Origin of the sequence: Micromonospora sp. NPDC050200 (assembly GCF_040656135.1) — a bacterium.
Lineage (GTDB): Bacteria > Actinomycetota > Actinomycetes > Mycobacteriales > Micromonosporaceae > Micromonospora.
This window is the reverse complement of the sequence record NZ_JBFALG010000056.1, coordinates 1-20,864: the sequence shown is the minus strand read 5'-3', so window position 1 is coordinate 20,864 and position 20,864 is coordinate 1. Positions and strand designations below refer to the sequence as shown.

Sequence of the window (20,864 nt, the reverse complement as noted above, 5' to 3'; positions counted from 1 at the left end):
CAAGATTCATTTCTGCGGACGCCAGCCGGCGGCGGCCAGGGCGCGGTGCAGGGTGGCGGCAACCTCGTCGGGGCGGGCGCGGACCAGCCACGCCGGGAAGCACAGGATCCGCCTCGCCGGACGCCCAGACGGCGTTCTGCCGCGCCATGTCCGCCGCCCAGTGGCGGACGTCCATGTGATGCGACCCGTCGATCTCGACGTGCAGCCCCCACTCCCGCCAGTACGCGTCCAACCAGCGGACCCGTCCGGCGGCATCGGTACGACGATGTTGCAGCTCGGGCCGGGGAAGGCCGTACCGGCGGCACAGCCGGACAAAGTCGATCCCGCCGCCCCACCGGCGATGTCGGTGACGGTCTGCCGGATCAGTTGCCGACGCGGTGCGCGGGGCAGCGCGTCGACCACCGCCCGGATCTCCTCCGGGGTGACCCGACGCTGTTGGCAGCCGGCGGCCAGCGTCGATTGCGCCTCGTCGACGTCGCGCGTCCAGCCGGCGGCGTCCACCAGCGCCCGTGCCGTAGTGGTGCGGGTGGGGCGGGCGAGTTGCAGATGCGCGCCGGGCAGCACCGACGTGCGGTGCACGATGACGGGCGCCATGTCGATCGGCATCCGGCGCAGCACGGTCCGGGCGGCCCGGCGCGCCGCGGGCACCAGCACGTGCAGTGGATCCGTGCGCAGTCCCCGCACGCCCGCCTCGGTGGCGGCGGTAGTGCCGGCCAGCACCGCGTCCGGGCCGACGGCGAGTACGGCCACCCACAACTGCTGGTCCCGCGTCAGCCGGCCGTTGCCGGCGAGCAGGACGCCCCGGCAGATGGACCGCCAGCGTCCCGATCGGACCATCCCGCGTACCACGCCCTCGGTGAGCAGCCGGGTCGCCTGGGCGGTACGCAACACGCCGGACTGCGCGAACGCCAGCCAGTCGAGGGCGTCGGCCCGGTCGGAGGGCACGCTCGACGACACCGGTCGAGTCTGACCGCCCCCCGCCGCCGCCACCGCCAGAACCCCGACAGTCCCCACCGCCGCTGTCCGACTTCCGATCTTGGACAGTTGCCGTACGCCCGACGGCAACTATCCAAGATCCGGGCGGATTCCGTCTGAGAAACTGGCCGGCGTACCCACCCGGGCGGCGGGCGCCGGGCGTGTTCTCGGGTGGAGGTGGGTGTGGACCCTGAGGAGTCGTTCCGGGCGTACGTGGCCGGGCGGATCGCGGCGCTGTCCCGGGCGGCCTGGCTGCTGACCGGCGACCGGCACCAGGCCGAGGACCTGGTGCAGCTCACGCTGGTCCGGGTGGCCCGCCACTGGGAGCGGGTGAGCGCGAGCGGCGACCCCGACCCGTACGTGCGGCGGACGATGTACAGCCAGCACGTCTCGTTGTGGCGACGACGCTGGCGCGGCGTCGACCTGCGCGCCGAGCCGCCGGAGCGGCCGATGCCGGACGTTGCCGCCGGAGTCGCCCGGGCGCTGGTGGTCCGCCAGGCGCTGGCCCGGCTCGCCCCACGGCAGCGGGCCGTCCTGGTGCTGCGCTTCTTCGAGGACCGCACCGAGACGGAGGCCGCCGCGGCGCTCGGCTGCTCGGTCTCGACGGTGAAGAGTCAGACCCGCGCGGCGCTGGCCCGGCTGCGTACGCACGCCCCCGAGCTGGCCGACCTGGTCGGCGCGACCACCACCGCAGGGGAGGGCCGATGAGCGAGGATCTCCGTACCGCGCTGCGGGAGCTGGGCGAGCAGATGCCGGCGGCGCGCCTCTCGGGTGACCTGTGGGCGGGCGGGCGGCGGCTGCGGCGGCGGGAACGTCGGCGTACCGCCGTGGCGGCCCTGGTCGCGGTGCTGGCCTGCGTCGGGCTGCCGGCGGGGCTGCTGCGCGTCGACCCGGCCGTCCAGCCCGCCGCCGCGCCGGAAAGGGTGCCGAGCCGCGTCGGCCTGCCGTACATGTGGCAGGCCAGCGTCGCGCAGGATCCGCCGGGCCGGGCGTCGCTGCTGCTGGGCGGCGGCGGTCTCGGGCTGAGCGGGATCGACGGGCCGGACGACGAGGGCAAGGTCGCCGTGGTCGGGCGCAACGGGGTGTACCGGATGATGCTCTACGGTGCCGTCCAGACCACGGCCGGCGAGGAGGCCCAACTCTCCCCGGACGGCCGGTACGTTGCCGACGGGATCAAGAAGCATTGGCTCACCCTGACCGACCTGACCGACGGTCGGGAGCGGGCGTACCGGGGGCTGCCGGACAGCCACTGCTGCGCCACACCTTCCGCCTGGTCCCGGGACGGCACGTCGATGGTGGTCATCGAGGACGGCTACCTGCCGACCCGCTTCATCGACGGCAACGGCTACGACGAGACCCGGCTGGTGCTGCTCGACCTCACCACCGGTGCGACCCGGGTGCTGCTGGACGGCCTGGGCAACCGGTGGAGCCTGCGGACCGCCTCGGTGGCGGCCTTCGCCCCGGACGGCTCGGCCGTCGCCGCCACCGCCGGGGACCGGCTCAGCCTGCTCGACCGCGAGGGCCGGCCGCGCTGGTCCCGGGACCTCGGACCGCGCCGCAAACTGGCCGGCAGCGGGGCGTTCACCCCGGACGGGACGCGGATCGCCGTGGTCGACCTGGACGGCTGCCTGCACACCTGCGACGCCGCCGCGCGGGACGCGCGTACCTGGCGGGTCACCTGGCTCGACGTGGCCACCGGCCGGGACGTCACCGGGCCCACGCTCGCCCCGGTCCGCGGCCAGGCGCTGCGCGCGCTCGGCTGGCGGCACGGCACCGACCTGGTGGCCCTCCGGTACGAGGCGGAGCCCGGCGCCGCCATGATCGGGGACTGGAACGACACCGGTTACTGGGAGACCGGGCACGTCCAGCTGGTGGCGTTGCGACCCGACGGCGAGACGGAGACCCTGCTCGACCCGCCACGCGAGGTGTGGTCGATGGACGTGGCCCGGGACCTGCTGGAGGCGGGACGATTCGGCGGCCCACCGGTGCGGGCCCGCCCGTTCCCGGCCCGGCCGGTCATCCTGCTGGCGGTGGTGCCACCGGCCCTGTTGCTGGCCGTGGCGGTCGGGCTTGTTGTGCTGTGGCGGCGGCACCGCCGCTGGCGGCGCACCCTGCGCGCCGGCCCGGGTGGTTCCGGTTTCCCGGCCGATCCGCCCTGGCCGTCCCCGCCGTGGCGCGCCGAGCCGGCCGACGGGGCGGAACCGGCGTCCGGAACGGCCGACGGGGCGGAACCGGGAAACCGGCCACCGCCCCACTGACCCGGAATCCGGCGGGCGGTCGGGGCCGCCAGGCAGTCGCCCCGACGGTCAGTCGACCAGGTCGGCACCGCCGCGCCACCGGCGGCGGACCTCGGGGACGGAATCGTGGCCGGTCGTCGTTCGCGGCGACCGGCGACCGGGCACGATCCGGGGGATGCTGCTGTCATGGACCGGGTGTTGCTGACCGTGGGACACGGGGCGGCCGACCGGCAGCGACTGGGGAAGCTGCTCGGCGGCGCCGGCGTCACGCTGGTGGTGGACGTGCGGCGGTACCCGGCCAGCCGGAACAATCCCGACGTGCGCCGGGAGGCGCTGGAGCGGTGGTTGCCGGCCGCCGGCACCGACTACCGCTGGGAGCCGCGCCTCGGTGGACGCCGGCGCGTCCCGGCCGGCGAGCCGGAGCCGGATACCTGGTGGACCGTGGCCGCCTTCCGGGCGTACGCGGCGTACAGCCGGACGCCGGACTTCGACGCGGCACTGGACGCGGTGCTCACCCAGGTGGCGGCCCACCGGACGGCGGTGATGTGCAGCGAGAGCGTCTGGTGGCGCTGCCACCGCCGGCTGATCGCGGACGTGACGATGCTCGGGCGGGGGGTGCCGGTGACCCACCTGATGCCCGACGGCCGGCTCAGCCCGCACCGCCCCGCCGAGGGCGCCCGCCGACTCCCGGACGGCCACCTGATCTGGGACCGCTGACCGGTCGCGGTGGTCAGTCGACCAGGTCGTCGGCGAGCAGGTCCATCAGCAGGGCGTCGTGCCAGGTGCCGTCCTCGGCGCGCTCGTAGCGGCGCATGATGCCGACCGGGCGGAAGCCCACCTTGGCGTACGCGCGGATCGCGGCGGTGTTCGCCGCCGCCGGGTCGATGGTGAGCCGGTGGTGGCCGTGCGCGTCGACCAGGTGCCGGGCCAGCGTGCGGATCGCGTCCCCGCCCAGCCCGGTGCCGCGTACCGCCGGGTCGAGGAAGATGTCCAGGCCGGCGTGGCGGTAGTCGGGGTCGGCTTCGGCGTACCACTGGACAGCGCCGACCACCCGGCCGTCGTGCTCGATCGCGTACACCGTCACGTCGTCGTCGGCCAGGTCGGCGCGGACGGCGGCGACCAGGTCGTCACCGCCGCGCCACCAGCGGCGGACCTCCGGGGTGGCCCGGATCGCCGCGAGGGCGGGCACGTCCGCGTCCGTCACCGGCCGCAGCGTCACCGACCGCCCCCGCAGCACGTCAGCCTCGGATCTCGCCGTGTTCGACGCAGGTGGCCGACCAGCCGACCGGCAGCACCTGCACCTTCATCCGGCGGCGGCACCGCACGCAGTAGCGCGGCGGCTCCAGCGCCCGAGCCGCGGCGCACGCCGGGTGCGGGCCTGCCCCGGCCGGCTCGCCGCAGCGGTCGCACCAGGTCACCGCCGGCTCCACCACGTCGTTCACGGTCGGCCTCACAGGGTGGCGGAGAGCGCCTTGACGGGCATCTTCAGGTCGTCGAGCATCTTCAGGTCGTCGGTCGCCGGCCGGCCCAGGGTGGTCAGGTAGTTGCCGACGATCACCGCGTTGATGCCGCCGAGCAGGCCGTCCCGGGTGCCCAGGTCGCCGAGGGTGAGCTCGCGGCCGCCCGCGTACCGCAGGATGGTGCGCGGCATGGCCAGCCGGAACGCGGCGATGGCGCGCAACGCGTCCTTGCCCTCCACCACCGGCTGGTCACCCAGCGGGGTGCCCGGGCGGGGGTTGAGGAAGTTCAGCGGCACCTCGTGCGGGTCCAGTTCGGCGAGCTGCGCGGCGAACTCGGCCCGCTGCTCCACCGTCTCGCCCAGGCCCAGGATGCCGCCGCAGCAGACCTCCATGCCGGATTCGCGGACCATCCGCAGCGTCTCCCAGCGCTCCTCCCAGGAGTGCGTGGTGACCACGTTCGGGAAGTGGGAGCGGCAGGTCTCCAGGTTGTGGTTGTAGCGGTGCACGCCCATGTCGACCAGCTCGTCGACCTGCTCCTGGCTGAGCATGCCCAGCGACGCGGCGACCTGGATGTCGACCTCCGCCCTGATGGCGGCGACACCCTCGCGCATCTGCTTCATCAGCCGGGCGTCCGGGCCGCGCACGGCGGCCACGATGCAGAACTCCGTCGCCCCGGTCGCCGCGGTCTGCTTGGCCGCCTCGACCAGCGAGGGGATGTCCAGCCAGACCGACCGGACCGGGGAGGTGAACAGGCCGGACTGGGAGCAGAAGTGGCAGTCCTCCGGGCAGCCGCCGGTCTTCAGCGACACGATGCCCTCGACCTCGACCTCCGGGCCGCACCAGCGCATCCGCACCTCGTGGGCGAGCTGGAGGGCGGCGGGCAGGTGCTCGTCGGGCAGGTTCAGCACGGCGAGGACACCGGCCTCGTCGAGGCCGACGCCGTTGCCCAACACCTGGGTACGGGCCTGGTCGAGGATCTCTGGCATGGCTCGTACCCTACAAGGCGGCCCGGTGCCGAGAAACGGCCGCTTCCCGGGGCTCCGGGTGTCCGGTGTCGGTCAGCTCGCCGGCCAGCAGCGCCCGCGCGGGTGCCGGGAGGCCCGGGTCGGCGGCGGCCAGCAGCAGGGCGAGGGCGCGCCAGCGGCGCCACGGTCGCTTCGTCGGTCTCATCCGTCGACCCTGCGAGCTGAACCGAGGTTGAGGTCAAGGCGAACCGAGTGGATCCGTCGGGCCCCGGCGGGCGGGTGGTAACTTCGCCCGGCGGAAGCGGTCGACGGCGTGGGGAGTGACGGTGGCGGACTGGCTGGCGGTGCTCGACCGCCGCGCTGAGCTGCGGGCCAAGGCCGGACTCACCCGTACGCTGCGCCCCCGTACCGCCGGTGACGCCGTGGTCGACCTGGCCGGCAACGACTACCTCGGCCTGGCCACCCACCCCGAGGTCACCGCCGCCGCCGCGCGGGCCCTGTCCGCGTACGGGCTGGGGGCCACCGGGTCGCGGCTGGTGCGCGGCTCCACCGACGCCCACCACGCGCTGGAGGACACCCTCGCCGGCTGGCTCGGCACCGACCGGGCGCTGGTCTTCTCCTCCGGCTACCTGGCCAACCTCGCGGCCGTCCGGGGTCTCGTCCAGCCTCGTACGCTGCTCGTCTCCGACGCGCACAACCACGCCTCGCTGATCGACGGCTGCCGGATCTCCGGCGCCGAGACCGTGGTCGCCCCGCACGCCGACGTCGACGCGGTGGCCGCGGCGCTCACCGCCGCCCCCGGCCGCCCGGCCGTGGTGGTGACCGAGTCGGTCTTCTCCGTCGACGGGGACCTCGCCCCGCTGGCCCGGCTGCACGCGGTCGCCCGGGCGCACGGCGCGCTGCTGCTGGTGGACGACGCGCACGGCCTCGGTGTCACCGGGCCGGCCGGCGCCGGCGCGGTCGCCGCGGCGGGGCTGGCCGGCGAGCCGGACGTGGTGGTCACCGCCACCCTGTCCAAGGCGCTCGGCGGCGCGGGCGGCGTGGTCGCCGGCCCGGCCGAGTTCGTCCGGCACCTGGTCGAGACCGGCCGTACCTTCATCTTCGACACCGCGCCGCCCCCGGCGGTCGTCGCCGGCGTGCACGCCGCCGTCGGCCTGGCCCGGGCCGGCGACGATCTGCGGGCGGAGCTGGCCGACCGGGCGGCGTCGGCGGTGCGCCGGCTGACCGCCGCCGGGCTGGTTGTCTCCGCCCCCGACGCGGCCGTGGTGTCGGTGACCGCCCCCGGGCCGGAGGCCGCCACCGCCTGGGCCGCCGACTGCCGCGACCGTGGCGTCGCGGTCGGCTGCTTCCGACCGCCCTCCACCCCGGACAGCCGTTCCCGGCTGCGGCTCACCATCTCCGCCGGGGTGCCGCGGGCGGACTTCGAACGGGCCCTGGAGACCATTGTGGAGTGTGCCCCGCGAACGAAGGTGATGCCGTGACGGCACCGTGGAAGGGCGCGGTGCTGGTCACCGGCACCGACACCGAGGTGGGCAAGACGGTGGTGACCGCGGCCGTCGCGGCCGCCGCGCAGGCCGCCGGCATGCGGGTCGCGGTCGTCAAGCCCGGCCAGACGGGTACGGCCACCGGCGAGCCCGGCGACGTCGAGTCGGTGACCCGGCTGGCCGCCCCGCTGACCGGGCGGACCCTGGCCAGCTACCCGGACCCGCTCGCCCCGCTCGCCGCGGCCCGGGTCGCCGAGCTGGAGCCGCTGGGGTTCTGCACCGCCGTCGACGCCATCCGTGAGGAGGTCGACAAGCACGACCTGGTGCTGGTCGAGGGGGCCGGCGGGCTGCTCGTACCGATGGGGTTGCGTCCCTCCGGGGAGCCGTGGACCGTCGCGGACCTTGCGGTTTCCCTCGGTGCCCCCGCCGTGGTGGTGGCCCGGGCCGGTCTCGGCACGCTCAACCACACCGCGCTGACCCTGGAGGCGTTGGAGCGGCGGGCCATCCCCGCCGGGGTGGTGATCGGCGCCTGGCCCGCCGAGCCGGAACTGGTGCACTGGGCCAACCTGACCGACCTGGTGCCGGACCTGCTCGGCGCGCTGCCGGCGGGCGCCGGGGCGATGGACCCGGGCGTGTTCCGCCGCTCCGCCCCCGGCTGGCTCACCCCCGCCCTGTACGGCGTGCTCGACGACTGGCGGGCCTGGGCCGAGGATATCAGCTGACCACCTGACCTTCGTCGGTGCCCGGACCGGCCGGGCGTCGGTAGCCTGGCCGACGTGCGCGAACGCGGAATCTGGCGCCGGCTGGACCGGCGGGTGGCCGGCGACGTGGCGCTCTGGGCCGTGCTCGCCGCCCCGGTGGCGTACGCCCGGCTGACCCCGCCGTACGAGCGGTACGTCGTACCGCTGCTGGTCGGCTCGGTGCTCCTGCTGGCTGCGGCGGTGGCGGTGGGCCGGCGACTGCCGGCGGTGGCCGTGGTGCTGGTGCTGCTCGGCTCGGTGGTGGACGGCAACTTCGTCTTCGCCCTGCTGGTGTTCAGCTACCTGGCCGGGCGGCGCGGGGAACGGGCGGCCCCCGCCGGGGTGCTCTTCGCCGTGGTGGCGGCCGGCGGCACGGTGCTGCACCTGGTGCTGCTGGACACCGGCATGGCGACCTGGTTCCTGCTCAGCTGCGTGCTGCTCGGCGCCGGGGTGTTCCCGTGGCTGGTGGGCCGCTACCGGCGGCAGCAGCAGGCGCTGGTGCTGGCCGGCTGGGAGCACGCCGAAGCGGTGGAACGCGAGCAGCGGGGCGCCGCCGAGCGGATCCGGCTGCGGGAACGGGCCCGGATCGCCCAGGAGATGCACGACTCGCTCGGCCACGAGCTGAGCCTGATCGCGCTGCGCGCCGCCGCCCTGGAGGTCGCCGGTGACCTCGACCCGCGGCACCGGGCGGCGGCCGGCGAGCTGCGGGCCAGCGTGGCGGGGGCCACCGAGCGGCTGCACCGGATCATCGGGGTGCTCCGCGAGGCGGACACCCCGGCCAGCATCCGCCCCGCCGGGGAGAGCGTCGCCGACCTGGTCGACGGCGCCCGCGAGGCGGGCATGGCGGTGGGCCTGCGCCGCGGGCCGGAGGCCGCCGACCTGCCGGAGCTGACCGCGCACGCCGCGCACCGGGTGGTCCGCGAGGCGCTGACCAACGCCGCCCGGTACGCCCCCGGCGCCCCGGTCACCGTCACCGTCACCGGCGTCGACGACCGGGTCGAGGTGCGGGTGGTCAACGCGCCACCGCCGGCCGGGCCGCTGCCCGGGCCGCCGTCGCACGGCTCCGGCCTGCTGGCGCTGCGCGAGCGGGTACGGCTGGCCGGCGGCACCCTCGACGCCGGCCCGGCCGGCGACGGCGGCTTCGCGGTGGCGGCCCGGCTGCCGCTGACCTCGGCGGCCGACGGGCGGCCCGCCGCCCCGCGTCCCGGCGAGGGGGCGGACGGCCTCCGGGCCGGGACGCCGGGGCGGCTGCGCGACGCCCGGCGCGGGGTGCGGCGCAGCCTGCTCGCGGCGCTCGCCGCGCCGCCGGCCGCCGCCCTGCTGCTGTCGCTGGCCTACTACCCGGTCGTCACCACGGGCGCGGTGCTGGACGGCCCGGCGTTCGAGCGGATGCGGATCGGCACGCCCCGGTCCGAGCTGTCCGGGCTGCCCCGCCGCCAGGTCGAGCCGCCTCCCGACGCGCCGGCCGCGACCGGCGGCGCGACCTGCGAGTACTACACCGACGGCAACTTCCCGCTCGCCCAGCCGACCTGGCGGCTCTGCTTCGCCGACGGCCGCCTGACCAGCAAGGGACGGACGACGACGTGACCGCTGACGACGTGCCGGTCACGGTGCTGCTCGCCGACGACGAGGCGCTGGTCCGGGCCGGGGTGCGGGCCGTCCTCGCCGCCGACCCCGGCATCGCGGTGGTCGCCGAGGCGGGCGACGGCCGGGCCGCGGTGGAGCTGACCCGGGCGCACCGGCCCCGGGTCGCGCTGCTGGACATCCGGATGCCGAAGCTGGACGGTCTCGCCGCCGCCGCCGAGATCCGCCGCCTGGTGCCGGCGACGGCCACCGTCATGCTCACCACGTTCGGCGAGGACGAGCACGTGGCCCGGGCGCTCGGCCACGGCGCCAGCGGCTTCCTGCTCAAGGCCGGTGACCCACGGGAGTTGATCACGGGGGTGCGGGCGGTCGCCGAGGGTGGGGCGTACCTGTCGCCGCGGGTGGCCCGCCGGGTGATCGAGCTCAACGGCGACCGGATGGCCCGGGTGCCGGCGGCCCGGGACCGGACCGCCGGGCTGACCGACCGGGAGCGCGAGGTGCTCGGCCTGGTCGGGGCGGGGCTGTCCAACGCCGAGATCGCCCGCCGGCTCTTCCTCACCGAGGGCACCGTGAAGGGCTACCTGACCAGCATCTTCACCCGGCTGGACGTGCGCAACCGGGTGCAGGCGGCGATCATCGCGTACGAGGCGGGGCTGGCCGGCTGACCGGCCCGCCCCGCCTCGCCGCGGTCGACCGCTCAGGCGTCGCGGCGGCGCAGCGCGGCCCGGCCGACCGCCAGCGCCGCGACGGCCCAGCCGGCCAGCAGCACCAGACCCACCACCGGCGGGTACGGGTCGGTGTCCCCGGCCAGGAAGTGCCCGCCGGCCACCCCGGGGAAGGCGTCGGAGATCCGGGTGAGCACGGTGATGTCCGGCTCGCGCAGCGACAGCGGCACGATCATCAGCACGGCGAAGAGCACGGTGAGGGTCAGCACCGCGCTGCGCAGCGTCGCCCCGAGGCCGAGGGCGAGCACCCCCACGAGCGCCAGGTACGTCGCCGTGGCCAGCACGTCGCCGAGCGTCCCGGCCAGCGGTGCCCGCCCCCATCCGCCGAGCAGCGGACGGGCCGCGAGGACGCCGACCAGGCCGAGCAGCAGCCCGAAGGCGAACGTCACCGTGCCGGCCACCACCGCCTTGGCCAGCAGCATCCGGCCCCGCGACGGGGTGCACTGGAGGGTGGAGCGGATGGTGCCGGTGGCGTATTCGCTGGTGATGGCGAGCAGGCCGAGCGCCAGCACCGCGTACTGGGTGAGTTCCAGCGCGCCGACCAGCACGCTACCGACGGTGACCACGCCCCGGTCGTCGGCCGGGTCGTCGTTGGTGTTGGCGTTGGCCGCGTAGATGGCCAACTGCGCCGAGGTGGCGGCCATCAGCAGCACCCCGGCCAGCAGGGTCCACCAGGTGGCCCGCACCGACCAGAGCCGGGTCCACTCGGCGGCCACCGCGCCGGTGAGGCCGCCACCCGGGGCGGCCGGGCGGGTGGGCGGGTTCACCGGGCACCTCCCGCGGCATACTCGACCGCGTCGCCGGTCAACCGCAGGAACGCCTGCTCCAGCGTCACGGCCACCGGGGTCAGCTCGTGCAGCGGCACGCCCAGCTCGTACGCCAGGTCGCCGATCCGGTCGGCGGTGGCCCCGGCGACGCGCAGGCCCCGCGCGCCCTCGGTCGTGACGGCGTACCCCTCGGTGGTGAGCCGCCCGGCCAGCGCGGCCAGCCCCTCCGGGCGCGGCCCGCGGACCCGGACGGCGGCGGTGGCACCTCCGGCGAGGACGTCGGCGACGGGCGCGTCGGCGATCAGCCGGCCCTTGCCGATCACCACCAGGTGGGCGGCGGTCTGCTCCATCTCGCTCATCAGGTGGCTGGACAGCAGCACGGTCCGTCCCTCGGCGGCGAGGGTCGCGGTGAGCCGGCGGATCCAACGCACCCCGTCCGGGTCCAGGCCGTTCACCGGCTCGTCGAACATCAGCACCGGCGGGTCGCCGAGCAGCGCCGCGGCGATGCCGAGCCGCTGCGCCATGCCGAGTGACAGGGTCCGTCCCGGCTTGGCGGCGGCCCGGTCGTCCAGACCGGCCACGGCGAGCACCTCGTCGACGCGCCGGGCCGGGATGCCGTTGCTGCGGGCCATCGCCAGCAGGTGGGCCCGGCCCGCCCGGGCCGGGTGGATCGCCCGGGCGTCGAGCAGCGCGCCCACCTCGCGCAGCGGGTGCCGCAGCTCCCGGTACGCGCGCCCGGCGACCAGGGCGCGGCCGGCGGTCGGCCGGTCCAGGCCGAGCACCATCCGCATGGTGGTGGACTTGCCGGCGCCGTTCGGGCCGAGGAACCCGGTGACCCGCCCGGGTGCGATGTCGACGGTCAGGTCGTCGACGGCGGTCACCGCCCCGAACCTCTTCGTCAACCCACGTAATGTGATCATTCGCTGACGGTAGGGGTCGAGGCCCGTCCGCTGCCGCTGCCGATCGGCGCCGGCCAGGCCCGACTTTCGTCAGGTGCTCCCGGCCGTCCCGCCGCGCCGGACCGGTCCGCCGTTCCGGTCGGCCCCTGGTGTTGGTTCGCTCTGGAGCTGATGTCACCAGCGACCCACCCGGCTGGCCGCGCCCGCACCCGTCGGGTGCCCGGCCAGGAGGATCCGCGCCGGGTCGACCATCGGGCGGCGGCCCGAATCGTTGGCGACATCAGCTCCAAAGGGTGTGGGGGAGGTGGTGCCGGCGCCGCTACGGGCGACGCCGGGATCCGGTTCCCGCGCAGGGTCAGGGCCGGCGGACCACGAACGCGTCCGGCATCCGGAAGGTGAGGTTGTCCGGGCACCAGGGCGGGCGTACCACGGTCACCCCGTCGAGCAGCGGCGCCGCCTCGGCCACCACCACCGCCGCCTCCATCCGGGCCAGTTGCGCGCCGACGCAGCGGTGCGCCCCCGCCCCGAAGGCCAGGTGCCGGCGCGACCCGCGCTGGCCGGGCCGGAACCCGTCCGGCACGGCCACCACCTCCGGGTCGCGTCCGGCGCGGGCCAGCCAGAGCACCACGCTGGTGCCCGCCGCCACCTCGGTCCCGCCCAGCATGGTGTCCACGGCGGCCACCCGCCGCCAGGTCACGATCGGCGGCTCCAGCCGCAGCCCCTCCTCGACCACGTCGGCCACCGGGACCGTGCCGGCCTGCAGCCCGGTGCGTACCTCGGGCTCGGTGGTCAGCCGGTGCAGCAGCAGGGTGAGGAACTGCGAGGTGGTCTCCTGGCCGGCCACCAGCAGGAAGAACAGCGCGCCGACCACCACCTCGGGGGAGTGCCCGTCCGCCCGCAGCGCGGCGGCCAGGCCGTCCCCGGTGGCGGCGAAGTCGCGCAGCACGGTGTGGAACCGGCCCACCTCGGCGGCGAGGGCGAGTTGACGGTCGGCGTCCAGCGGTGCCCAGAACAGCTCCAGCGCGGCCCGGGCGAAGTCCTTCACCGCGCCAACCGGGGCGTCCGGCAGCTCGACGAGTCGGGCCAGCACCAGCAGCGGCAGGTCGGCGACGAGTTCGGCGTACAGGTCGACCGGCTCGCCCGCGTCGAGCGCGGCGGCCAGCCGGGTCACCCGTCCCCGGACCAGTCCGGCCAGCCAGGGCTGCTGGGCGGCCACCCGGGTCGGGTGCAGCGCCTGGGCGACGACCGCCCGGATCGCCGGGTGGCTGGGGGTGGAGTTGTTGGCCAGCGTCGGCGGCAGCCGGAACCGGTGCCCGGCGAGCACCCGCAGCGCCGCCACGGGGATCGGGGTCACCGCGTCCAGGGCGTTGTCCGGCCGCCAGGTGGCCGGCTCGGCGAGGACCTGCCGGACCAGCGCGTGCCGGGTGACCACGAGGTGGTCGACCCCGACGTGGTCGGTGACGGTGGCCATGTCCGGCCACCGTCCGTCGACGGACTCCCCCCAGCCCCGGAACAGCACGCCGACACGCTAGCGGGCGGCTCCCGGCGGGGCGGGGTCCAGCTCCCAGACGGTGGTGCGCTTCACCCGTACGCTCTCCAGCGCCTCCGGCACCGGCACGTCGTACGCGGCCAGCTCGCGGAACCGTTCGCGGGGCAGGAAGGCCCGCCCCGGGTCGCCGACCAGCACCCGGGCGCCGGAGCGGGCGGCCCGCAGCAGGAAGCGCAGCATCCGCCGGGCCATCGCCTCGCTGTAGAAGACGTCCCCGGCGAGCACCACCTCGGCGTCCGCGGCGTCCCCGTCGAGGATGTCGCCGAACTCCGCCTCGACGCGTACCCCGTTGGCCTCGGCGTTGAGCGCGACGGCGGCCACCGCCCGCTCGTCGACCTCGGCCGCGCGGACAGCGGTGGCGCCGGCCCGGGCGGCGGCGATGGCGACCAGGCCGGAGCCGGAGGCCAGGTCGAGCACCCGCCGGCCGGCGACCAGCTCCGGATGGTCGGTGACGTAGCGGGCCAGCGCCTGACCGCCGGCCCAGGCGAAGGCCCAGAACGGTGGCGGCTGGGAGCTGTGGAACTCGCCCTCGGTCAGCTCCCAGAGCCCGATCGGCTCGTCGGCCTGGTGCAGCCGCACCTCGGGGACGAAGGCCACCGGGGCGAGGCGGGCGTGCAGCCGGACGAAGGCCGCGGAGAGGTCGGACACCCGGGGATTGTCTCCCGAGGCGGTTCCCCGGCGGGTCGTGGGTCGGGCGTGACCGGTTCCTCGGTGCCGGGGTCGGGCGGCAGCACCGCCCGACCCCGGCGCGTTCACTGCGAGAACACCTGGAACTCGGCGATCCGGACCTGGTCGCGCGCCGGGCTGGCAGTCGCGCAGTCGGTGCTGGTGGCCGGGTCGTCGTCCTGCTCACCGGCGTACGCCGGGCCGCCCGTGCACTGGCTGGCCAGCACCTCCAGCCGGACGTGGGTGGCGAGCGTGGTCGGCACCGGGAACGACCGCAGGTTGATGTCCCGGGTGTACGCCCGGTACTTCCCGCCCGGGAACGCGTCGTCGGCGCTGGTGTAGATCCGCTCCCAGCGGGCCGGGTCGGCGCAGTCGGTGGTCTTCGCGTTGCAGGCGAGCACGGCGAAGGAGCGCAGCGAGCTCAACGAGTTCTGCCCGCCCGCGTCGGCGTCCCCGGCGATCGCCGGGCGGAGCATCCCGCTGAGGTTCACCCGCTTGACCACCTGCGGGGCGTCCCCGGGCAGCGCGACCGTGACGCCCCGACCGGCCACCCCGGTCAGCGACGCCCAGTTGGTGTTCTCGGTGTCGTCGCCGATCCGGTCCAGGTTGACCCCGTCGCCGGTGATGACGGCGCCGGACGTGGTGGACGCCAGGTTGCGGCTCAGCCGCAGGTCGACGTACCCCTCCTGGTCGCCCCGGGCGACCACGCTGAGCCGCTGGTGGCCGAAGCCGGGCGCCACCGCGAGCAGCTGGTACGTCCCGGCGACCGCCTCGAAGGTGTCCGGCAGCGGGGTGGCCGGGTCGGTGTCGGCGATCGGGGTGGCCCGGGCCTCGTAGTCGCCCACGTACAGCCGGATCGGCGCCTCGGCGCTGTCCCCCTTCGGCCGCAGGGTGAGCGTGGCGTTGCCGCCGTACGGGCTGGCGAAGCTCGGCGTCGGGTCGGTGTCGGCGGCGCCGTTGGTGGCGGCGTCCCGGCCCATCCCGGAGCGGGCGAACTCGGCCCAGATCAGCTCCTGGTTGGCCCCGCCGAAGCGGAGCTGGTCGGCGGTGAGCATGTTGTCCCGCATGTCGAGCATGCTGACCTGGCTGGCCGCCTGGAGCAGGAAGGAGTCGAAGACCAGTTGCGCCCAGCGCCGGTTGCCCGGGCAGTTGTCCGCGGCGACCTTCCCCTGCGCGCAGTCGAGCTGCCGCTGCGGTGCGCCCAGCCCGTACCGCTTGACCAGCGCGGACCGGATCCGGAAGTTGGTGGCGCTCCAGATCTCCCCGTCGGCGTGCACCGCCGGGCCGCCGGTGTTGTAGCCGACGTCGGAGTAGTTGAGCGGGCTGCGGCTGAAGTCGTGGTTGCGGATGCCGCTGACCAGGTTGCCGGTGACGTACCCGCCGGTGATGAAGGGCGTCTCGCCGGGGGCCCGCAGGCCGTGCTCGTAGAGGTACTCCGCGGCGAGCAGGTCGCTCCACGACTCGCCCATCGCGCCGCCCTGGTGGCCGCCGATGCCGCTGTCCGGCCCGGCGATCATGCGGTTGGTGATGGCGTGGGTGTACTCGTGGCCGATCACGGTCATGTCGTAGTCGCCGTCCACGCACGGCGGGTACGGCCCGCCGGCCTGCGGCTGCCAGAGGTACATGTTGGTGGTGGGCGGCAGGCCGTCGCGGGGCGTGCCCTGGTTGGCGTTGTTCCGGTTGCCGGACAGCGCGCCCTGCTGGGCGCGGCCCTGCTCGGCGTCGCCGCCGAGGCCGGCCCCGCTCACGTTGACCGCCTGGAGGTTCCAGGTGGCCTCGGTGAAGCCAAGGTGCCAGGCCCAGTCGTGCATCCGGTTGTGCATGGCGAACAGGTTGCCGATGGCGGCGTCGGCGTCGTTGCGCTGCGCGGAGGTGAACACCGCCGGGTTGCAGCGCGCCTGGTGCCACTGGTCGGTGAAGGGGTACTCGTAGCGGCGCTCCGGGCTGGCGGTGGCCGGCACGACCGGGGTGCCCGCGCCCCAGGAGACCACCGTGTTGGCGGAGTTGCCGCGCGAGGTGCCGGTCGGCGCGCCGGTGGCCGCGTCGACGTCCCAGGCGCTGCCGGTGGCCGGGTCGCGGAACGCGTCGGCGCAGCCCGGCGCGGGGTCGGCGCACCAGCGCACCCGGGGGTCCTGCCCGGGCGCGAGGTCCTGCGGCGGGGTGGCCGGGTAGACGGCCCAGCTCGGGTTGTCGGAGTCGAAGTCGACCAGGTCCTCGCGGACCAGCACCCGGCCGGTGATGCCGTCGACGTAGGTGGTGAAGGCGGCCGGGTGGTCGGTCTCCGCGCCGATCAGGGTCACCTCGTACGCGGCCCGGGGGCCGTCGAGCGGGGTGGGTACGGCGACCGGGCGGACGCTGTGGCCGGCCACCCCGGCGGCGTCCAGGCCGGCGTCGGCGAGCGCGGCCGCGTACGCCTGCTCGCCGGTCAGCGTGGCCGGGGCGGGCGCCGAGGCATCCCGGGCGAGCGAGGAGCTGACCGAGATGACGGCGCCGTCGGCGACCGCCACGGTGACCAGGCCGTCGTGGCCGGCGGGCAGGTCGCCGAAGCGCTGCCGCAGGGTGACCACCGCGCCGTCGCCGATCGACCGGACAAGCACCCGGTCCATCGCGGCGACCGCGTCGGCGTCGAGGCCGAACAGGTCCTGGTTGTCGGTGAGGTAGCGCCGGGCGGCCGACTCCGGGTCGGCGGGCAGGCCGGTGGCGAGCGGCGTCCGGGCCGGGCCGAGCGCGTGCGGGGTGCCGAGCCGGTTCCACCGCACGTCGGCGTCCACCCGCCGGGCGAGCCCGCGCTGCCGGGCGTCGGGTGCCGCCGTACCGGTGCGGTTGTCGACGTCGGCGGCCTGGTGGCTGTCGTCGGCGAACGAGCCGGAGTGGCCCGGTGCCGTTGCCGACGCGTCGCCCGGCGCGGCGGTGGCGGTGGCGCCACCGGGCAACAGGGCGGCGACCACGGCGGCGGTCGCCAGTACGGGGACGAGCCGGCGTCGGGGCCGGCTCGTCCGGAATGTCCACTCCGGTCTGGGCACAGAACCTCCTCGTGGGAGCGGGGGCCGGCGCTGCGCCGGCCCCGGTGCAGGCGTTGGTACGCATGCGCATCTGTGGATACCAGGCAGGGCAGGTGAGGGCAAGGTCATCCGCGGCGGCGGATCCGGCCGGCGTGACCTGGTCGCTTTACAAAAACCTGCCTCTTGTAAAAAGAAGCGACCGGTGCCACAGTCGGGGGGCAGACCGCGAGATCGGAGGTTGACGATGGCCATCGGCACCGACGCGACGGTTCCTCCCGTCGCCTGGCGCGACACCCGCAAGCCGCTCTGGCCGTTGGCCCTGCTCGTCCCCGCGCTGCCCTTCCTGGGCTGGCTGGGCTGGCGGGGCACCGGCGGCACCTGGGCCTGGTGGCTCACCCCGGTGGTGGTCTTCGGGCTCATCCCCGCGGTCGACCTGCTGATCGGCGACGACCGGCGCAACCCGCCAGACGCGGCGGTTCCCCGACTGTCCGCCGACGGTTACTACCGCTGGCTCACCTACCTCTACCTGCCCGCCCAGTACGCCGGCCTGGTGCTCTGCTGCGCGGTCTGGTCCCGCGGCGACCTGTCCTGGGTCGGCGCGGCCGGGCTGGTCGCCACCGTCGGAGTGGTCAACGGCATCGCCATCAACACCGCCCACGAACTGGGCCACAAGCGGGAGACGGCGGAGCGCTGGCTGTCCAAGGTGGCCCTCGCGCCGACCGGCTACGGGCACTTCCACGTCGAACACAACCGGGGCCACCACACCCGGGTGGCCACGCCGGAGGACCCGGCCAGCTCGCGGCTGGGGGAGAGCTTCTGGGCGTTCTGGCCGCGTACCGTCCGGGGCAGCCTGCGGTCGGCCTGGCGGCTGGAGACAGGCCGGTTCCGGATCCGGGGCCGCAGCCCGTGGACGTGGCGCAACGACATCCTCAACGCCTGGGCGATGACGCTGGTGCTCTACGCCGCGCTGATGATCGCCTTCGGCCCGGGCGTGCTGGCGTTCCTGGTGCCTCAGGCCGTGGTCGGCTTCTCCCTGCTCGAGGTCGTCAACTACCTGGAGCACTACGGGCTGGCCCGGCAGCGCACCGCCACCGGCCGCTACGAGAAGGTCGACCCCCGGCACAGCTGGAACAGCGACCGGACGGTCACCAACGTCTTCCTCTTCCAGCTCCAGCGGCACAGCGACCACCACGCCAACCCGCTGCGCCGCTACCAGACGCTGCGCAGCTTCGAGTCCTCGCCGCGACTGCCCGCCGGCTACGCCACCATGGTGGTCGCCGCGCTGGTGCCGCCGCTCTGGCGGCGGGTGATGGACCACCGGGTGATCGCCCACTACGGCGGCGACCTAGACCTGGCCAACGTCCACCCGCCGGCCCGGCGCCGGCTGCGGGAGCGGCGGCGCCGCCGCCCCGTGGCCCCCGGGCAGGGGTACGCCGGCTGACCCCGCCGACCGCGCCGGCCGGACGCCGCACCCCGTGGGCGTCCGGCCGGCCATCCCGTCTCTGGTGCCCCCCGGTTCCCGCCCTCGGCCGTCCGGGTCAGGCCGGCGGCGTCCAGTCCGGGTCGCGGCCGAAGGCGGCGATCAGCCGGTCCTGCTGGTCCGCCTTGGCCGGCACGTCGACCCCGGGCCGGACCAGGTCGCCGCTGCGGTAGTCGGCGATCCGCCCGGCGAACCACCGGGCGCAGGCGGCGACCGCGTCGGCGTCCAGGCGCGGATCCGCGCCGATCGCCACCGCCAGGTCCCATCCGTGTACGAGGTGCTCGGCGACGAGCTGGTGCAGGTACTCGCCCGCCGGCGTCTCCCCGGCCGAGAGGTGCACGGTGCCGTCGAGCGCGCCCGGGTGGCTGGCCGCCACCTCGGCCTGGGACGCCACCTGCCGGGCCATCCCGATCGGGTCGTCGCCGAGCTGGTCACCGTCGAACCGGTCGCCGACCTCCTCGACCGTCCGTCCGGCGAGCAGCGGTACGGTCCACCGGTCCTCGGTGACCACGTGGTTGACCAGCGTGCGGACGTCCCAGTCGGGGCAGGGCGTCGGGTCCGACCACTGCCCGGGCGTGACCTGCTCCACCCGGTCGACGAACTCGGCCAGGCTCTGTCGGTACGTTTCCAGCAGGTCCATGCCGCCGATTGTTCCGGCTGTCCCTGCCGCTGCGGGCGGATTTGCCGGGTCGTCCGGCCCACGGGCACCGGGCGCCGCCGGGGTTGCGGCGGGCCCTGTCCTGGGAGGTCGAGCGGGGTCGGTCAGTTGAGCTGGGCCGGGTCGAGCCCCAGCTCCCGGGCGGCGATCAGCCGGATCCACTCGGCGAACTGCCGCCGGGAGATCACCCGCTCGTGCACCGCGAGCTGGACGGCCAGCCCGTCCATCACCGCGCTGATCCGCCAGGCGGCCCCCGCCGGGTCGGCGCAGACGAAGGTGCCGTCGGCCACCCCGTCGGCGATCACCGAGGCCAGGTCCTGCCGCCACCGCAGGTCGAGCCGGCGGGAGACCTTCTCCAGCTCGGGGGTGCGCAGCGACTCGGCCCAGCCGTCGATCCACATGGACCAGGAGGTCGACCGGCCGGCCGGGGTGTAGAGGCGCAGGATCCTGCGCAGCTTGGTCAGCGGCGGTGCGGAGGAGCGGATCACCGCGTCCAGCCGGGCCAGGTCCTGCTCCACCGCGTACGCGAAGGCCTGCGCCAGCAGCCGTTCCTTCGTGGCGAAGTGGTAGAAGACGAGCGCCTGGCTGACCCCGGCGGCCTGCGCCACGTCGGCCGTCCGGGTGTTGGCGAGTCCGCGCTCCACGATCACGTCGCACGCGGTGCGCAGCAGGGAATCCAGGCGGACATCGGCGGCACGTCTCGTCACGCGGTTACGGTAGCCCACCGATATGAGCACAGCGCGTTACCGAGCCGCCCGATCGAGCGCGCCACAGTCGGAACCCGGACACCTCTTCTCCGGCGCGTCGCGTAGCGCCCGACCTGGGCACCGGCCGACCTTCCCGAACGCGACGACCCCCCACCCAGCCTCCTAGGAAGCTCTACGAGGGGTGCCCGCCGTCTCGCCTCGAACCGGACGCGGGACGCGCCGAGAGCCCCCGAGTTGGCAACTGTTCCGAGGCTCGGCTAAAGTTCTCATCCGTCACCGGAAACGCCGGAGACAAGCGGACGTAGCGCAGCTGGTAGCGCATCACCTTGCCAAGGTGAGGGTCGCGGGTTCGAATCCCGTCGTCCGCTCGGAGCTGCCGCCACGCATGACGGGGGCAACCTCGGTGGGGTGGCCGAGAGGCGAGGCAACGGCCTGCAAAGCCGTGTACGCGGGTTCAAATCCCGTCCCCACCTCGGTAATGAGCACGGGCGATTGGCGCAGTGGGAGCGCGCTTCCTTGACACGGAAGAGGTCACTGGTTCAAACCCAGTATCGCCCACCAGGACGACAAGGCTGGTCATCGGATTTCCGGTGGCCAGCCTTTTCCGTATCCCCCGGGGCCGGTCGCCGATGCTCGGACACGGACGAGGGCGCCCCGCCACCCGGGGGTGACCGGCGCCCGCGTCGTACGCCCGCGACCAATCAGCTCCGTCGGCCAGGGGGCTGACGGCTGTTCGCCATTTTATGGTCAAACATGGTCGTGCGTTGTTGCGTATGATGGCCGTGTGAAGCTTTCGGAGTGGGCTCGCCGGCAGGGGGTGAGCTATCAGACTGCCTGGCGATGGGTGAGGGACGGCAAGATGCCTGTCCCTGTCCGCCAGGCGCCCTCCGGAACGTGGATCGTGACCGAGCCCGCGAGCGCCGAGGGTCGTGTAGTCGCGTACTGCCGTGTCTCCTCCGCCGACCA

20 protein-coding genes, 3 tRNA genes and 1 pseudogene are annotated in these 20,864 nt (G+C 75.3%); 12 read left to right on the top strand and 12 right to left on the bottom strand.

All coding sequences use genetic code 11. The annotated features are described in order from the left end of the window. Positions 1-6 precede the first annotated feature (6 nt). Positions 7-957 (bottom strand): hypothetical protein, encoded by a 951-nt coding sequence (locus AB0I41_RS27770; RefSeq protein WP_357113427.1) that lies wholly within the window; start codon positions 955-957, stop codon positions 7-9. A gap of 201 nt (positions 958-1,158) precedes the next feature. Between AB0I41_RS27770 and AB0I41_RS27765 the strand changes: the two genes are divergently transcribed. The 3 genes from AB0I41_RS27765 to AB0I41_RS27755 all read left to right on the top strand — a co-directional run bounded on the left by AB0I41_RS27765 (position 1,159) and on the right by AB0I41_RS27755 (position 3,929). Further along, positions 1,159-1,683: a SigE family RNA polymerase sigma factor gene (locus AB0I41_RS27765; protein ID WP_357113394.1), complete on the top strand. Its 525-nt coding sequence runs from the start codon at positions 1,159-1,161 to the stop codon at positions 1,681-1,683. After that, a complete protein-coding gene (locus AB0I41_RS27760; protein ID WP_357113392.1) occupies positions 1,680-3,233 on the top strand; it encodes a hypothetical protein in 1,554 nt (517 codons plus the stop codon). Before AB0I41_RS27765 ends, AB0I41_RS27760 begins: the two co-directional genes overlap by 4 nt. A gap of 165 nt (positions 3,234-3,398) precedes the next feature. Continuing rightward, positions 3,399-3,929 carry a DUF488 domain-containing protein gene (locus tag AB0I41_RS27755; protein WP_357113390.1) on the top strand — a complete coding sequence of 177 codons (531 nt, stop codon included), beginning with the start codon at positions 3,399-3,401 and terminating at the stop codon, positions 3,927-3,929. 13 nt (positions 3,930-3,942) lie between these two features. Here the strand turns inward: AB0I41_RS27755 and AB0I41_RS27750 are convergent, their stop codons facing one another. Genes AB0I41_RS27750 through AB0I41_RS27735 form a run of 4 tightly spaced genes read right to left on the bottom strand, consistent with a single transcriptional unit; the run spans position 3,943 to position 5,842 of the window. After that, entirely contained in the window at positions 3,943-4,449 is a 507-nt protein-coding gene (locus AB0I41_RS27750) for a GNAT family protein (RefSeq protein WP_357113388.1), read from the bottom strand. A 1-nt stretch (position 4,450) separates the two neighbouring features. After that, the gene (locus tag AB0I41_RS27745) at positions 4,451-4,666 is read right to left on the bottom strand and encodes a hypothetical protein (protein WP_357113386.1); all 216 of its coding nucleotides are present in this window, start codon (positions 4,664-4,666) and stop codon (positions 4,451-4,453) included. Next, positions 4,663-5,658, bottom strand: a complete 996-nt coding sequence (gene bioB / locus AB0I41_RS27740) for a biotin synthase BioB (RefSeq protein ID WP_357113384.1) — start codon at positions 5,656-5,658, stop codon at positions 4,663-4,665. Before bioB ends, AB0I41_RS27745 begins: the two co-directional genes overlap by 4 nt. Before the next feature lie 10 nt (positions 5,659-5,668). Continuing rightward, the gene (locus tag AB0I41_RS27735; RefSeq protein ID WP_357113382.1) at positions 5,669-5,842 is read right to left on the bottom strand and encodes a hypothetical protein; all 174 of its coding nucleotides are present in this window, start codon (positions 5,840-5,842) and stop codon (positions 5,669-5,671) included. Positions 5,843-5,963: 121 nt separating this feature from the next. On the opposite strand from AB0I41_RS27735, the gene AB0I41_RS27730 reads away from it, so the two are divergent. Genes AB0I41_RS27730 through AB0I41_RS27715 form a run of 4 tightly spaced genes read left to right on the top strand, consistent with a single transcriptional unit; the run spans position 5,964 to position 10,110 of the window. Continuing rightward, entirely contained in the window at positions 5,964-7,118 is a 1,155-nt protein-coding gene (locus AB0I41_RS27730) for an 8-amino-7-oxononanoate synthase (protein WP_357113380.1), read from the top strand. A gap of 20 nt (positions 7,119-7,138) precedes the next feature. Next, a complete protein-coding gene (gene bioD, locus AB0I41_RS27725) occupies positions 7,139-7,843 on the top strand; it encodes a dethiobiotin synthase (protein WP_357113425.1) in 705 nt (234 codons plus the stop codon). A 54-nt stretch (positions 7,844-7,897) separates the two neighbouring features. After that, positions 7,898-9,448, top strand: coding sequence for a histidine kinase (locus AB0I41_RS27720; protein ID WP_357113378.1), 1,551 nt, complete (start codon positions 7,898-7,900; stop codon positions 9,446-9,448). An 11-nt stretch (positions 9,449-9,459) separates the two neighbouring features. Then, complete coding sequence (locus tag AB0I41_RS27715; RefSeq protein WP_357113423.1) at positions 9,460-10,110, top strand: response regulator transcription factor; 651 nt, start codon at positions 9,460-9,462, stop codon at positions 10,108-10,110. Positions 10,111-10,142: 32 nt separating this feature from the next. On the opposite strand, the gene AB0I41_RS27710 is transcribed toward AB0I41_RS27715, so the two are convergent. From AB0I41_RS27710 to AB0I41_RS27690, 5 genes are all read right to left on the bottom strand, one after another. After that, entirely contained in the window at positions 10,143-10,937 is a 795-nt protein-coding gene (locus AB0I41_RS27710; protein WP_357113376.1) for an ABC transporter permease subunit, read from the bottom strand. Next, positions 10,934-11,857: an ATP-binding cassette domain-containing protein gene (locus AB0I41_RS27705; RefSeq protein ID WP_357113374.1), complete on the bottom strand. Its 924-nt coding sequence runs from the start codon at positions 11,855-11,857 to the stop codon at positions 10,934-10,936. The genes AB0I41_RS27710 and AB0I41_RS27705 overlap by 4 nt, the downstream gene beginning before the upstream one ends. A 334-nt stretch (positions 11,858-12,191) precedes the next feature. Continuing rightward, the gene (locus AB0I41_RS27700) at positions 12,192-13,307 is read right to left on the bottom strand and encodes a cytochrome P450 (RefSeq protein ID WP_357113422.1); all 1,116 of its coding nucleotides are present in this window, start codon (positions 13,305-13,307) and stop codon (positions 12,192-12,194) included. A 57-nt stretch (positions 13,308-13,364) separates the two neighbouring features. Beyond that, the gene (locus tag AB0I41_RS27695) at positions 13,365-14,033 is read right to left on the bottom strand and encodes a 50S ribosomal protein L11 methyltransferase (RefSeq protein ID WP_357113372.1); all 669 of its coding nucleotides are present in this window, start codon (positions 14,031-14,033) and stop codon (positions 13,365-13,367) included. 104 nt (positions 14,034-14,137) lie between these two features. After that, a complete protein-coding gene (locus AB0I41_RS27690) occupies positions 14,138-17,074 on the bottom strand; it encodes a M36 family metallopeptidase (protein ID WP_357113370.1) in 2,937 nt (978 codons plus the stop codon). 223 nt (positions 17,075-17,297) lie between these two features. Here AB0I41_RS27690 and AB0I41_RS27685 point away from each other — a divergent pair, with 223 nt between their 5' ends. Then, complete coding sequence (locus AB0I41_RS27685) at positions 17,298-18,494, top strand: alkane 1-monooxygenase (RefSeq protein ID WP_357113368.1); 1,197 nt, start codon at positions 17,298-17,300, stop codon at positions 18,492-18,494. 97 nt (positions 18,495-18,591) lie between these two features. Here AB0I41_RS27685 and AB0I41_RS27680 read toward each other — a convergent pair whose 3' ends face one another. Both AB0I41_RS27680 and AB0I41_RS27675 read right to left on the bottom strand, forming a co-directional pair. Next, on the bottom strand, positions 18,592-19,173 hold the full coding sequence (locus tag AB0I41_RS27680; RefSeq protein WP_357113366.1) for a TIGR03086 family metal-binding protein: 582 nt from the start codon (positions 19,171-19,173) through the stop codon (positions 18,592-18,594). A 122-nt stretch (positions 19,174-19,295) separates the two neighbouring features. Continuing rightward, entirely contained in the window at positions 19,296-19,898 is a 603-nt protein-coding gene (locus AB0I41_RS27675; RefSeq protein WP_357113364.1) for a TetR/AcrR family transcriptional regulator, read from the bottom strand. 295 nt (positions 19,899-20,193) lie between these two features. On the opposite strand from AB0I41_RS27675, the gene AB0I41_RS27670 reads away from it, so the two are divergent. The 4 genes and pseudogenes from AB0I41_RS27670 to AB0I41_RS27655 form a co-directional block, all read left to right on the top strand. Continuing rightward, positions 20,194-20,266 (top strand) — tRNA-Gly (locus tag AB0I41_RS27670). 34 nt (positions 20,267-20,300) lie between these two features. After that, positions 20,301-20,371 (top strand) — tRNA-Cys (locus AB0I41_RS27665). 13 nt (positions 20,372-20,384) lie between these two features. Further along, positions 20,385-20,459: transfer RNA gene (locus AB0I41_RS27660), tRNA-Val, on the top strand. 223 nt (positions 20,460-20,682) lie between these two features. Continuing rightward, a pseudogene (locus tag AB0I41_RS27655) lies at positions 20,683-20,864 on the top strand (IS607 family transposase); the annotation flags it as partial.

What these genes read in the sequence shown, in the direction of transcription:
- AB0I41_RS27760 (WP_357113392.1), top strand. Translation starts at nt 1,680, where the DNA reads ATGAGCGAGGATCTCCGTACCGCGCTGCGGGAGCTGGGCGAGCAGATG.
- AB0I41_RS27755 (WP_357113390.1), top strand. Translation starts at nt 3,399, where the DNA reads ATGGACCGGGTGTTGCTGACCGTGGGACACGGGGCGGCCGACCGGCAG.
- bioB (WP_357113384.1), bottom strand. Translation starts at nt 5,658, where the DNA reads ATGCCAGAGATCCTCGACCAGGCCCGTACCCAGGTGTTGGGCAACGGC.
- AB0I41_RS27735 (WP_357113382.1), bottom strand. Translation starts at nt 5,842, where the DNA reads ATGAGACCGACGAAGCGACCGTGGCGCCGCTGGCGCGCCCTCGCCCTG.
- AB0I41_RS27705 (WP_357113374.1), bottom strand. Translation starts at nt 11,857, where the DNA reads ATGATCACATTACGTGGGTTGACGAAGAGGTTCGGGGCGGTGACCGCC.
- AB0I41_RS27700 (WP_357113422.1), bottom strand. Translation starts at nt 13,307, where the DNA reads ATGGCCACCGTCACCGACCACGTCGGGGTCGACCACCTCGTGGTCACC.
- AB0I41_RS27685 (WP_357113368.1), top strand. Translation starts at nt 17,298, where the DNA reads ATGGCCATCGGCACCGACGCGACGGTTCCTCCCGTCGCCTGGCGCGAC.
- AB0I41_RS27680 (WP_357113366.1), bottom strand. Translation starts at nt 19,173, where the DNA reads ATGGACCTGCTGGAAACGTACCGACAGAGCCTGGCCGAGTTCGTCGAC.